Annotated in this window: 10 protein-coding genes; 6 read left to right on the top strand and 4 right to left on the bottom strand. The window is 64.4% G+C overall.

Annotated features, from left to right (window positions below):
• Nucleotides 1–146: 146 nt before the first annotated feature.
• The 6 genes from RAD15_RS40375 to RAD15_RS40400 all read left to right on the top strand — a co-directional run bounded on the left by RAD15_RS40375 (nucleotide 147) and on the right by RAD15_RS40400 (nucleotide 11,002).
• Nucleotides 147–2,417, top strand: a complete 2,271-nt coding sequence (locus RAD15_RS40375) for a DUF1522 domain-containing protein (RefSeq protein WP_458184269.1) — start codon at nucleotides 147–149, stop codon at nucleotides 2,415–2,417.
• A 362-nt stretch (nucleotides 2,418–2,779) separates the two neighbouring features.
• Nucleotides 2,780–5,050 (top strand): DUF1522 domain-containing protein, encoded by a 2,271-nt coding sequence (locus RAD15_RS40380; protein WP_458184270.1) that lies wholly within the window; start codon nucleotides 2,780–2,782, stop codon nucleotides 5,048–5,050.
• Nucleotides 5,051–5,371: 321 nt separating this feature from the next.
• Nucleotides 5,372–7,642, top strand: coding sequence for a DUF1522 domain-containing protein (locus tag RAD15_RS40385; RefSeq protein WP_458184271.1), 2,271 nt, complete (start codon nucleotides 5,372–5,374; stop codon nucleotides 7,640–7,642).
• 218 nt (nucleotides 7,643–7,860) lie between these two features.
• Nucleotides 7,861–10,152, top strand: coding sequence for a DUF1522 domain-containing protein (locus tag RAD15_RS40390; protein ID WP_458184272.1), 2,292 nt, complete (start codon nucleotides 7,861–7,863; stop codon nucleotides 10,150–10,152).
• A 292-nt stretch (nucleotides 10,153–10,444) separates the two neighbouring features.
• Nucleotides 10,445–10,813, top strand: a complete 369-nt coding sequence (gene flaF / locus RAD15_RS40395) for a flagellar biosynthesis regulator FlaF (RefSeq protein WP_458184273.1) — start codon at nucleotides 10,445–10,447, stop codon at nucleotides 10,811–10,813.
• Between the two features lie 30 nt (nucleotides 10,814–10,843).
• The gene (locus RAD15_RS40400) at nucleotides 10,844–11,002 is read left to right on the top strand and encodes a hypothetical protein (RefSeq protein ID WP_458184274.1); all 159 of its coding nucleotides are present in this window, start codon (nucleotides 10,844–10,846) and stop codon (nucleotides 11,000–11,002) included.
• Nucleotides 11,003–11,005: 3 nt separating this feature from the next.
• Here the strand turns inward: RAD15_RS40400 and RAD15_RS40405 are convergent, their stop codons facing one another.
• From RAD15_RS40405 to RAD15_RS40420, 4 genes are all read right to left on the bottom strand, one after another.
• A complete protein-coding gene (locus RAD15_RS40405; RefSeq protein WP_458184275.1) occupies nucleotides 11,006–11,365 on the bottom strand; it encodes a hypothetical protein in 360 nt (119 codons plus the stop codon).
• Between the two features lie 159 nt (nucleotides 11,366–11,524).
• A complete protein-coding gene (locus RAD15_RS40410) occupies nucleotides 11,525–12,022 on the bottom strand; it encodes a hypothetical protein (RefSeq protein WP_458184276.1) in 498 nt (165 codons plus the stop codon).
• A gap of 11 nt (nucleotides 12,023–12,033) precedes the next feature.
• Entirely contained in the window at nucleotides 12,034–12,405 is a 372-nt protein-coding gene (gene flgJ, locus RAD15_RS40415) for a flagellar assembly peptidoglycan hydrolase FlgJ (RefSeq protein ID WP_458184277.1), read from the bottom strand.
• Complete coding sequence (locus RAD15_RS40420; RefSeq protein ID WP_458184278.1) at nucleotides 12,405–13,529, bottom strand: flagellar basal body P-ring protein FlgI; 1,125 nt, start codon at nucleotides 13,527–13,529, stop codon at nucleotides 12,405–12,407. The genes flgJ and RAD15_RS40420 overlap by 1 nt, the downstream gene beginning before the upstream one ends.
• Between the last annotated feature and the right edge of the window lie 165 nt (nucleotides 13,530–13,694).

Here is a 13,694-nt window from a genome sequence, read left to right on the forward strand (position 1 = left end):
AATCGCGCGCCGACTCAGCGAAAGCACCGATTTCATTTCATGTTTCGTTAGAGGTCTCGGCGCCACGGTCCGCCCGTCGCTGGGTCAAGCTCGATCCAAGCAGACGCGTAACAGTAAGCGTCGTTTACCAGAAAGGTAACAGAGTCATGTCAGGTATCGTCCTCTCCTCGTCGGTTCGCCAGAACCTGCTCTCCCTCCAGTCCACCGCCGACCTCCTCGCCACCACGCAGAATCGTCTGTCGACCGGCAAGAGCGTCAACTCGGCCCTGGACAATCCCACCAACTTCTTCACCGCACAGTCGCTCGACAACCGCGCCAGCGACATCAACAACCTGCTCGATGGCATCGCCAACGGCGTGCAGGTGCTGCAGGCTGCCAACACCGGCATTACCTCGCTGCAGAAGCTGATCGACAGCGCCAAGTCGATCGCCAACCAGGCGCTGCAGACCACCGTCGGTTACTCCACCAAGTCCAACGTCTCCGCCACCATCTCCGGTGCGACGGCGGCGGACCTGCGCGGCACGACCTCATATGCGAGCGCGACTGCCAGCAGCAACGTCATCTATAGCGGCGCTGCCGGCGGCACCACCGCGGCGAACGGCACTTCGACGCTCGGCGCCACCCTCGGCTCCTTCACGGGGACGGCAGCAACGGCCGGCGACGGCACCACCGCCCTGACCGGCGCCATCACCCTGATCGCCACCAACGGCACGACCGCGACCGGTCTCGTCGGCAACGCTCAGCCCGCCGACGGCGACACGCTGACCGTCAACGGCAAGACCATCACCTTCCGTTCGGGTGCTGCTCCGGCGTCGACCGCGGTTCCCTCCGGTTCGGGCGTCAGCGGCAACCTCGTCACCGACGGCAACGGCAACACCACCGTCTATCTCGCCACGGCGAGCGTCAGCGACCTCTTGAGCGCGATCGATCTTGCCAGCGGCGTCAAGACGGCATCGATCACCTCGGGTGCTGCGACGATCTCCATCAGCACTGCACAGGGTGGTGCTGCTTCGGGCGTTGCCGGCGGCCAGGTCACGCTGAAGAGCTCGACGGGTGCGGATCTGAGCGTCACCGGCAAGGCTGACCTGCTCAAGGCTCTCGGTCTGACCTCGTCTGTCGGCGGCGGCAACGCCACCGTGAACGTCGCTCGGACCACGAGCTCGGGCTCGCTGGGTGCGACGATCTCGGACGGCTCGACGCTGAACGTCGACGGTCACGTCATCACCTTCAAGAACGCGCCGCTCCCGGGCTCGACCGGTGCGCCGAGCGTTCCGACCGGGTTTGGCGTCAGCGGCAACGTCCTCACCGACGGCGCCGGCAACTCGACGGTCTATCTGCAGGGCGGCTCGGTCAACGACGTGCTGAAGGCGATCGACCTTGCCACCGGCGTGCAGACCGCGACGGTCAATGCCAACGGCACGGCGACGCTTGCGACCGCCACCGGCCAGTCGAACTCGACGATCAACTCGTCTGGTGCGCTGAAGCTCTCGACCGGCGTCAATGCCGATCTGTCGATCACGGGCACCGGTAACGCGCTGAACGTCCTCGGCCTCGCCGGCAACACCGGGACCGCGACCGCCTTCACCGCGGCTCGTACCTCCGGCATCGGCGGCATCAGCGGCAAGACCTTGACCTTCTCCTCCTTCAATGGCGGCACGGCGGTCAACGTCACCTTCGGTGATGGTACCAACGGCACGGTCAAGACGCTCGATCAGCTCAACACGAAGCTTCAGGCCAACAACCTGACGGCGACGATCGACGCCAACGGCCTGCTGACCGTTTCGACCACCAACGACTACGCGTCCTCGACCATCGGTTCGAGCGCCGCAGGTGGTGCGATCGGCGGCACGCTGACCTCGTCGTTGACGTTCTCGACGGCTTCCGCCCCCGTTCAGGATACCGTTGCCCAGACGTCGCGTGCGAACCTGGTCAATCAGTACAACAACATCCTGAACCAGATCGACACGACGGCGCAGGACTCCTCGTTCAACGGTGTCAACCTCTTGAACGGCGACCAGCTCAAGCTGGTGTTCGACGAAACCGGCAAGTCGAACCTCAGCATCACCGGCGTGACCTACAACTCGAAGGGTCTGGGCCTTGCTGCGCTGACCAGCGGTGTCGACTTCATCGACAACGCCGCCACCAACAAGGTGCTGACCAACCTGAACGCCGCGTCGAGCACGCTGCGTTCGGAAGCCTCGAGCCTCGGTTCGAACCTCTCGGTGGTGCAGGTTCGTCAGGACTTCAACAAGAGCCTGATCAACGTGCTGCAGACCGGTTCGTCCAACCTGACGCTGGCCGACACCAACACTGAAGCGGCGAACAGCCAGGCGCTGTCGACCCGCCAGTCGATCGCGGTCTCCGCGCTGTCGCTGGCCAACCAGTCGCAGCAGAGCGTGCTGCAGCTGCTCCGCTAAGTCGCGGACGACATCGCAAGCAAGATCCGGCGGCGGGGCTTCGGCCCCGCCGCTTTGTTTTTGCGCCGGCGTCAGAGTGCCGCTCGGTGAGGTGGTGAGGATGCATTCGGACGCAGCCAATTGCTCACTCTGAGTTATGGTTGACAAGTCGCAAACGCCTCGTCGATGCACCAAAAAACATCATTCTATCATGACGATATAGGCGAGCACGATCCGGCTCCGAACGCGCATATGGTGAATCCGGGCAAGGACTGCCGCGACACGCTTCATGCTTTGTTAGCCGTCTGCATTCACCGTCCCGGCATCGATTAATCCTAATCGAAGTTTGTTTGTTGCGTTGCGTACCAGAAGGGTAACACTCAATGTCCGGTATCGTCCTCTCTTCGTCGGTTCGTCAGAACCTGCTCTCCCTCCAGTCCACCGCTGACCTCCTCGCCACCACACAGAGCCGTCTGTCGACCGGCAAGAGCGTCAACTCGGCCCTGGACAATCCCACCAACTTCTTCACCGCACAGTCGCTCGACAACCGCGCCAGCGACATCAACAATCTGCTCGATGGCATCGCCAATGGCGTGCAGGTGCTGCAGGCCGCCAACACCGGCATCACCTCGCTGCAGAAGCTGATCGACAGCGCCAAGTCGATCGCCAACCAGGCGCTGCAGACCACCGTCGGTTACTCCACCAAGTCCAACGTCTCCACCACGATCGCCGGTGCGACGGCTGCCGACCTGCGTGGTACGACGTCGTTCGCCAGCGCCACCGCGAGCAGCAACGTGCTGTATAACGGCACGGCCGGCGGCACCACGGCGGCGAACGGCACTTCGACGCTCGGCGCCACCCTCGGCTCCTTCACGGGCACCGCGGCAACGGCCGGCGACGGCACCACCGCCCTGACCGGCGCCATCACCCTGATCGCCACCAACGGCACGACCGCGACCGGCCTCGTCGGCAACGCTCAGCCCGCCGACGGCGACACGCTGACCGTCAATGGCAAGACCATCACCTTCCGTTCGGGTGCTGCTCCGGCATCGACGGCTGTTCCGACCGGTTCGGGCGTCAGCGGCAACCTCGTCACCGACGGTAGCGGCAACACCACCGTCTATCTCGCCACGGCGAGCGTCAGCGACCTCTTGAGCGCGATCGATCTTGCCAGCGGCGTCAAGACGGCATCGATCACCTCGGGTGCTGCGACGATCTCCATCAGCACTGCACAGGGTGGTGCTGCTTCGGGCGTTGCCGGCGGCCAGGTTACGCTGAAGAGCTCGACGGGTGCGGATCTGAGCGTCACCGGCAAGGCTGACCTGCTCAAGGCCCTCGGCCTGACCACGGCTGTTGGCGGCGGCAACGCCACCGTGAACGTCAACCGGACCACGAGCTCGGCCTCGCTGGGTGCGGAGATCTCGGACGGTTCGACGCTGAACGTCGACGGTCATGTCATCACCTTCAAGAACGCGCCGCTCCCGGGCTCGACCGGTGCGCCGAGCGTTCCGAGCGGCTTCGGTACCTCCGGCAACGTTCTCACCGACGGCGCCGGCAACTCGACGGTCTATCTGCAGGGCGGCACGGTCAACGACGTGCTGAAGGCGATCGACCTTGCCACCGGCGTGCAGACCGCGACGGTCAACGCCAACGGCACGGCGACGCTTGCGACCGCCACCGGCCAGACCAACTCGTCGATCAACGCTTCCGGCCAGCTGAAGATCTCGACCGGCGTCAATGCCGATCTGTCCGTCACCGGCACCGGTAACGCGCTGAACGTGCTTGGCCTCGCCGGCAACACCGGGACCTCGACCGCATTCACCGCGGCGCGTACCTCGGGCGTTGGCGGCCTCACCGGCAAGACCTTGACCTTCTCCTCCTTCAACGGCGGCACGGCGGTCAACGTCACCTTCGGCGACGGCACCAACGGCTCGGTCAAGACGCTCGACCAGCTCAACTCGAAGCTTCAGGCCAACAACCTGACGGCGACGATCGACGCCAACGGCCTGCTGACCGTTTCGACCACCAACGACTACGCGTCCTCGACCATCGGTTCGAGCGCCGCGGGTGGTGCGATCGGCGGCACGCTGACCACGTCGCTGACGTTCTCGACGGCTTCCAGCCCCGTCCAGGACACGGTCGCCCAGACCTCGCGTGCGAACCTGGTGTCTCAGTACAACAACATCCTGAACCAGATCGACTCGACGGCGCAGGACTCCTCGTTCAACGGCGTCAACCTGCTGAACGGCGACCAGCTCAAGCTGGTGTTCGACGAGACCGGCAAGTCGAACCTCAGCATCACCGGCGTGACCTACAACTCGAAGGGTCTGGGCCTTGCTGCGCTGACCGGCGGTGTCGACTTCATCGACAACGCCGCCACCAACAAGGTGCTGACCAACCTGAACACCGCGTCGAGCACGCTGCGTTCGGAAGCTTCGAGCCTCGGTTCGAACCTGACGATCGTGCAGGTTCGTCAGGACTTCAACAAGAACCTGATCAACGTGCTGCAGACCGGTTCGTCCAACCTGACGCTGGCCGACACCAACGTCGAAGCGGCGAACAGCCAGGCGCTGTCGACCCGCCAGTCGATCGCGGTCTCCGCGCTGTCGCTGGCCAACCAGTCGCAGCAGAGCGTGCTGCAGCTGCTCCGCTAAGTCGCGGACGACATCGCAAGCAAGATCCGGCGGCGGGGCTTCGGCCCCGCCGCTTTGTTTTTGCGCGTAGGGACGAGATGCTCTCGATGGCGCTCCAAAAGTAACCGTCGGTTATGGTTAATGGAGCGTAAGCGAAGAAAATCGCCAATAATTTCAGTCCGATTGGCGGCCCGGCAAGCGCGCGCGTCCGATTTATGGTGAACCGGCGCTTATGCGAGCGGGTCTCGTTTCACCCTTTGTTAGCCATGTCGCGGCACGCTGGCCCCGTCACTCGATCCGAAGCGATCGAACGAAGACGCGTAAGCCAGAAGGGTAAAAGTCATGTCCGGTATTGTTCTCTCTGCGTCGGTTCGTCAGAACCTCCTCTCCCTCCAGTCCACCGCTGACCTGCTCGCCACCACACAGAACCGTCTGTCGACCGGCAAGAGCGTCAACTCGGCCCTGGACAATCCCACCAACTTCTTCACCGCACAGTCGCTCGACAACCGCGCCAGCGACATCAACAACCTGCTCGACAGCATCGCCAACGGCGTGCAGGTGCTGCAGGCTGCCAACACCGGCCTGACCTCGCTGCAGAAGCTGATTGACTCCGCGAAGTCGATCGCCAACCAGGCGCTGCAGACCACGGTCGGTTACTCCACCAAGTCCAACGTCTCCACCACGATCGCCGGTGCTACGGCGGCCGACCTGCGCGGTACGACGAGCTTCGCCAGCGCGACGGCATCCAGCAACGTGCTGTATAACGGCACGGCCGGCGGCACCACGGCGGCGAACGGCACCACGACGCTCGGCGCCACTCTCGGCTCCTTCACGGGTACGGCAGCAACGGCCGGCGATGGTACCACCGCCCTGACCGGCGCCATCACCCTGATCGCCACCAACGGCACGACCGCGACCGGCCTCGTCGGCAACGCTCAGCCCGCCGACGGCGACACGCTGACCGTCAACGGCAAGACCATCACCTTCCGTTCGGGTGCTGCTCCGGCGTCGACCGCGGTTCCCTCCGGTTCGGGCGTCAGCGGCAACCTCGTCACCGACGGCAACGGCAACACCACCGTCTATCTCGCCACGGCGAGCGTCAGCGACCTCTTGAGCGCGATCGATCTTGCCAGCGGCGTCAAGACGGCATCGATCACCTCGGGTGCTGCGACGATCTCCATCAGCACTGCACAGGGTGGTGCTGCTTCGGGCGTTGCCGGCGGCCAGGTTACGCTGAAGAGCTCGACGGGTGCGGATCTGAGCGTCACCGGCAAGGCTGACCTGCTCAAGGCTCTCGGTCTGACGACGTCCACGGGTGCAGGCAACGCCACCATCGACGTCAACCGGACCACGAGCGCGGCCTCGCTGGGTGCGGAGCTCTCGGACGGCTCGACGCTGAACGTCGACGGTCACGTCATCACCTTCAAGAATGCGCCGATCCCGGGCACGACCGGTGCTCCGAGCGTTCCGAGCGGGTATGGTGTGAACGGTGCGGTCGTCACCGACGGCAACGGCAACTCGACGGTCTATCTGCAGGGCGGCACGGTCAATGATGTGCTGAAGGCGATCGACCTTGCGACCGGCGTGCAGACTGCGACCATCGCCGCCAACGGCACTGCGTCGCTTGCGACCGCGACCGGCCAGTCGAACTCGACGATCAACTCGTCTGGTCAGCTCAAGCTCTCGACCGGTATCAACGCCGATCTGTCGATCACCGGCACCGGCAATGCGCTGAACGTGCTCGGCCTCGCCGGCAACACCGGCAACGCGACCGCCTTCACCGCGGCGCGCACCTCCGGCATCGGCGGCATTGCGGGCAAGACCCTGACCTTCACCTCCTTCAACGCAGGCACGGCGGTCAATGTCACCTTCGGCGACGGCACCAACGGCACGGTCAAGACGCTCGATCAGCTCAACACCAAGCTGCAGGCCAACAACCTGTCGGCGACGATCGACGCCAACGGCCTGCTGACCATCACCGCGTCCAACGACTATGCGTCCTCGACGCTCGGTTCGACGACGGCGGGTGGTGCGATCGGCGGCACGCTCACCTCGGCGCTGACCTTCTCGACGGCCTCCAACCCCGTCCAGGATGGCGTTGCTCAGACGGCGCGTGCCAATCTGGTGTCCCAGTACAACAACATCCTGAACCAGATCGACACCACCTCGCAGGACTCCTCGTTCAACGGTGTCAACCTCTTGAACGGCGACCAGCTCAAGCTGGTGTTCGACGAGACCGGCAAGTCGAGCCTGAACATCACCGGCGTGACCTACAACTCCAAGGGTCTGGGCCTCGCCTCGCTGACCGTCGGCGTCGACTTCATCGACAACGCCGCCGCCAACCGGGTGCTGACCAACCTCAACGCCGCCTCGAGCACGCTGCGCTCGGAAGCTTCGAGCCTTGGCTCGAACCTCTCGGTGGTGCAGATCCGTCAGGACTTCAACAAGAACCTGATCAACGTGCTGCAGACCGGCTCGTCGAACCTGACCCTGGCCGACACCAACGTCGAGGCGGCCAACAGCCAGGCGCTGTCGACCCGCCAGTCGATTGCGGTCTCGGCACTGTCGCTGGCCAACACCTCGCAGCAGAGCGTGCTCCAGCTGCTCCGCTAATAAGCGGCTGAAATAACTCAATAAAATCGAGCGGCGGGCCTTTGGTCCCGCCGCTCTTTTTTGCGTCCGGGGGCGGGAAGGGGCGTTCACCAGCCATTAACCCTATCGCTTAAACCGGCGTTAACCATACTTTAAAGGACACCTCCTAAAACTGGACAAAAGCCCGCTTTCCAGACCGCGCGGCCGATTCGTACCCGGTTCAAGAGGAAGACTCGCCAATGTCCAACATCGTTCTCTCGGCGTCCGTTCGCCAGAACCTGTTGTCGCTGCAGTCGACGGCCGACTTGCTGGCCACGACGCAGGAGCGGCTGTCGACCGGCAAGAAGGTCAACACGGCGCTCGACAATCCCACCAACTTCTTCACGGCGCAGGGGCTGGACAACCGGGCGAGCGACATCAGCAACCTGCTCGATGGCATCAACAACGGTGTGCAGGTGCTTCAGGCCGCCAACACCGGCATCACCTCGCTGCAAAAGCTGATCGACAGCGCGAAATCGATCGCCAACCAGGCGCTCCAGACCACGGTCGGTTATTCCACCAAGTCGAACGTCTCCACCACAATTCCCGGAGCGACGCCCGCCGACCTGCGCGGCACGACCTCCTACGCGAGCGCGACCGCCAAGAGCAACGTGCTCTATACCGGCGCTGCCGGTGGCGTGACCCCCGTGACGGGAACCGCCGCGCTCGGTGCTTCGCTCGGCTCGAGCGCTGGTACCTTTACCGGCACCGCAGCGCTCGCAGCCGACGGCACCACCGCACTGTCCGGAACCGCCACACTGCTCGGCACCACGGCATCCACCACCTTCGGCGCGCCGCCCGCGGATGGCGACACCGTCACGGTGAACGGCAAGACCATCACCTTCCGCACCGGCATCGCTCCGACCACCCAGCCGACCGGCTGGGGCCTCGATGCCAGCGGACACATCGCCACTGACGGCAACGGCAATTCGATCGTCTATGAGGGAACGGCGGCTGCGCCCGGCGCGACTGTCAACGACGTTCTCACTGCGATCGACCTCGCCAGCGGCGTCAAGACCGCAACCATCAGCGCAAGCGCGGCGACCATCGCCGTGAGCGGCTCGGCAGGTCCCGTCGGCACGCTTCAGGTGGCATCGTCCATCACGGCGGGCGCACTGACGCTGAAGAGCTCGACCGGCGCCGATCTGAGCGTGACGGGCAAGGCCGACTTCCTCAACAAGCTCGGCCTGACGTCGGCGACCGGCGCGGGCAATGCAAGCGTGACCGCGAACCGGTCGACGACCGCCGGCTCGCTCGGCACTCTCGTCCAAGACGGCTCGACGCTGAACATCGACGGCCACACCATCACGTTCAAGAATGCCCAGACGCCGCAATCGGCGGCAAGCGTGGCCACCGGCTATGGCGTCAGCGGCAACGTCGTCACCGACGGCAACGGCAATTCGACGGTCTATATCCAGAGCGCGACGCTCACCGATCTGCTCAACTCGATCGACCTTGCCACCGGCGTCAAGACCGCCAGCATATTCAATGGTGCGGCGACGTTGACGACGACCTCGGGCCAGATCCCGTCGTCGGTCAACAGCAGCGGCCAGCTTGCGCTCTCCACCGGCGTCAACGCCGACCTCTCGATCACCGGCACCGGCAACGCGCTCAGTGCGTTCGGCCTCAGCGGCAACACGGGGACGGCGACCGCATTCACTGCGGCGCGCACCTCCGGTGTCGGCGGTGTCAGCGGCAAGACGTTGACCTTCACCTCCTTCAACGGCGGCACGCCGGTGAACGTTACCTTCGGCGACGGCACCAACGGCACCGTCAAGACGCTCGACCAGCTCAATGTGCAGCTTCAGGCGAACCACCTGACGGCGACGATCGATGCCAACGGCGTGCTGACGGTCACCACCGTCAACGAATACGCGTCCTCGACCCTTGGTTCGACCGCCGCCGGCGGCGCGGTCGGCGGAACGCTCACCAGCGTGCTCGCCTTCACCACCGCGCAGCCCCCGGTTCAGGATCCCGTCGCGCAGACCGCGCGTTCGAGCCTGGTCAGCCAGTTCAACAACATCCTGGCGCAGATCGACACGACGTCGCAGGACTCGTCCTTCAACGGCATCAACCTGCTCAACGGCGACACGCTGAAGTTGGTCTTCAACGAGACCGGCAGCTCCACGCTCGGCATCAACGGCGTCGTGTTCAACGCGGCTGGCCTCGGTCTCAGCAACCTCGTTCCCGGCACGGACTTCATCGATAACGGCGCCACCAACAAGGTGCTGTCCAGCCTGAATGCCGCCTCCAGCAGGCTGCGCTCGGAAGGTTCATCGCTCGGTTCGAACCTCTCGATCGTGCAGGTGCGTCAGGATTTCTCCAAGAACCTGATCAACGTGTTGCAGACCGGCTCGTCGAACCTGACGCTGGCCGACACCAACGAGGAAGCGGCCAACAGCCAGGCGCTGTCGACCCGCCAGTCGATCGCGGTGTCCGCGCTGTCGCTGGCCAACCAGTCGCAACAGAGCGTGCTGCAGCTGCTCCGCTAATTTCGCGGCGCATGATCGCAACGCGAGTCATCGCGGCGGGGCTAACGCTCCGCCGTTCTTTTTACGGAGATCGCTAAGACAGGATTAGCTGAGATTGATGCGCATCGTGCCGGACGAGTTTACAGCGTGCATGTACGCATTTAGCTTTGGCGACGAAGATGCTCCGCGACCCGTAATAATCCGGAGTGCTTCCAAGCACACACGTAAGCAAATCTTAAGCGGTGCTGCCTAGGGTTGGGAAAGAAATCCTTAAGCGCGTTCAACGGGCTAGGTAACCTCCAGGGTGTGATTGATGTCGAATTCCGCTGCCTCGGCCTATGCGCGTGTTGCTACGACCACCGCATCTCCTCGCGACATCGAGGCGCAGACCCTGCTCAAGGCCGCCAACAAGCTTCAGGACGCGGTCAACAACGCCGACCCGTTCAGCGAGCAGACCACGCAGGCCCTGATGTTCAATCGCAAGCTCTGGACGATCTTTCTGAGCGAGGCGATGCGCGACAACAATCCGCAGCCGATCGACGTGCGCCAGAAGATCGCCAACATCAGCGTGTTCGTGCTGAGCCAGACCGCCGCGCTCCAGATGAGCCCGCAGTTCGATCACTTCCGTCCGCTGATCGAGATCAACCGGAACATCGCTGCCGGTCTGTCCGGACGGCCGTAATCCACCGTCGGAACGATCGTGCCTCGCGGCATGAGTGAGGTGCTGATCAAGGACGGCTCGTTCCGCTGCGGCAACACCAAGTTCACGCTGGCGGATAGCTGCAGGGCGCGGCTCGACAACGTCGTCGCCGATCCCGCGACCGGCGTGCGCAATCCCGAAAGGGCCGTTGTTGCCCCGCTCGGCACCTGATGGTCAGGCGCTGAGGTCCGTATTCAGCGGGCGCGAGGGCTGAGACTTCAGATCCTCTGCATGGAAATAGGCCCGCCGGCGCAGCATCGCTTCGTCGGGGAACTGGTTCACCACCGCGTCGGTCCTGTCGTTGACGACCTGGAAGACGAAGGACGCAGCCGCCTGGTCGAACACGACCTGGCGCGAGACGTTCTCGTTGTTCGGCAAATCATTGCGCACAGCCGCGCCGGTATCGCTTGCGGCGACCGTCTGACTCACCGGCAAATCAGTTTGCACGGCCTCGTTCGCCGCCGAATTCGACGTCGCTACGTACTGCGCGGGGGCCGGTATCCCCACCGGCCTGATGCTGAAATCTGTACTCATGGCAGCCTCCTGGTTGCCTTACGTGAGTCAAATCCCAACCCCTCTCAATACGCAACCATGGAACACCAGGATTGAACACCCGGTAAGGAAACGTGCCTAACCGCACGACCAAATCGCCGCGCGGTTTTTCCTAAAATTGTAGCTGGTTTTTGCGTGCGCTCAGAGCGAGCGGCTGACCGCGAGCGGCGTGATGTGACGCGGGCCCGGCGCGGCGCGGCGCCCCGCGGCCGTATAGGTGTTCGGCACGTTGCGCTTCTGGATCTCGGCATTGACGCCGCGCACGACGCTCTCGGAGACCGCGTGCGCGGTCGCGAGCACGGTGAGGTTGACCTGGAGCATCGCGCGGAACGCATCGTGGTGGCGATGCAGCGTCGAGAGCAGCTCGGGCGCGGATTTCGCGAGCTGGGCCTGGTTAGCCTTCAATTGGCTGACGGCGCCGACATAGTTTCGCGACAGCTCCTGCTTATTGCTCTCGAGCGTCATCGCCTCGCGAACCTTGCCGGCGCGAACGAGCTCGGTCTCGTGCTCGATCAGTCCGAGCAGGGCGCTCATCGCATCCATCAGTTGCTCGGCGACCTTGCGTGCCTCGGCGTTGCCGGGCGCGTTGTTCGGGCGCTGCGCTTGCATCGGCTGACGTGAGGCGGTGAACTGGTTCATCTCGTTTGACCTTATGCCGTGCGGAGAGTGGTTTTCGCCTGCTGGATGATCAAGGTACGATAGACGTCGCGGGCGACACCGACGCCGCCGGCATTGGCGAAGTTCTTGGAATATTGCTCGGTCAGCATCGAGCGCCACACGCCGGTACCGGGCGTGCTGCCGAACGGGCCATCGCCCTTCAGGCCCGAGGTCATCTGCGAGAACATGCTGTTGAGGAACATCGCCTCGAAGTCGGTGGCGGTCTTCTGCGCCTTTGCCTGCTGCTGCGGCGCGACCTTTTGCAGGGCGCTCGCGAGCTCGAAGTCGGGCCGGCCGTTGCGGCTCTCGACGGAGAAGGCCGAGGAGGTGGCGGGGCGCGCGGTGTTGATCGTGCCGGTCTGCATCACATCACCTCGATGTCGGCTTCGATGGCGCCGGCGGCCTTGATCGCCTGGAGGATGCTGATCATGTCGCGGGGGCCGATGCCGAGGCCGTTGAGGCCGTCGACGAGCTGCTGGAGCGAGACGCCGTCCTTGACGAGGGCCAGCTTCTTGCCGTCCTCGGTCACGGTGACACTGCTGCGCGGCGCGACCACGGTACGGCCGCGCGACAGCGGGTTGGGCTGGCTCACCTGTGGGCTCTCGGAGATCGTGACGGTGAGGTTGCCTTGCGCCACCGCGACGGTGGCGACGCGGACGTCGCGGCCCATCACGATAATGCCGCTCCGTTCGTCGATGATGATCTTGGCGGCGAGATCGGGGTCGACCTGGAGCTGCTCGATCTCGGTGAGGAAGGCGACGACGTTGCCCTTGAACTCCGGCGGGATCGACAACTGCACCGTCGACGGATCGATCGGCTCGGCGGTCTTGACCCCGAGATAGTCGTTGACGGCGGCCGCGATGCGCTTGGCGGTGGTGAAATCGGCGTTGCGCAGCGCCAGGCGCACGTTCGGCAGGCGATTGAGCGCGAACTCGATCTCGCGCTCGATGATGGCGCCGTTGGCGATGCGTCCGACGGTCGGCACGCCGCGCACGATTTTCGCCGCCTCGCCCTCGGCCTGGAAGCCGGAGATGGCGAGCGAGCCCTGCGCGACGGCGTAGACGTTGCCGTCGGCGCCGAGGAGGGGGGTGACAAGCAGGGTGCCGCCCTGGAGGTTCTTGGCATCGCCCAGCGCGGAGACGGTAACGTCCATGCGCGTGCCCTGCGTGGCGAAGGCCGGCAGATTGCCCGTCACCATCACGGCGGCGACGTTGCCGGTGCGGATGGTGGCGCCGCGGATGTTGACGCCCATGCGCTCGAGCATCGCCTGCAGCGACTGCTTGGTGAAGGGGATGTTGTTGAGGGTGTCGCCGGTGCCGTTGAGGCCGACGACGAGGCCGTAGCCGATGAGCTGGTTCTGCCGCACGCCTTCGATATTGGCGAGGTCCTTGATGCGCGAGGTCGCAGCCGCAGACGTGACCGACAGCGCCAGCGCTGACAGCGCGGCGCAGGCCACCCCAACAATCCTCACCCAACGAACGCCTGGCATCCTCTGCTCCCCAAGGCTTCCAAAGAGCCTCCTCAAATCGACAAGACCTGCACGACACTCCCATGACGAGCTGGTCCGGCGCTTTCCTTGCGAGCGCTGTGCCAACCCGGGGCATGAGGAGTAGGTCGCTGAATAGGTTGAATAAATCTGTTTCGACCGGCCTCA

This window comes from Bradyrhizobium sp. 14AA, from assembly GCF_054185205.1.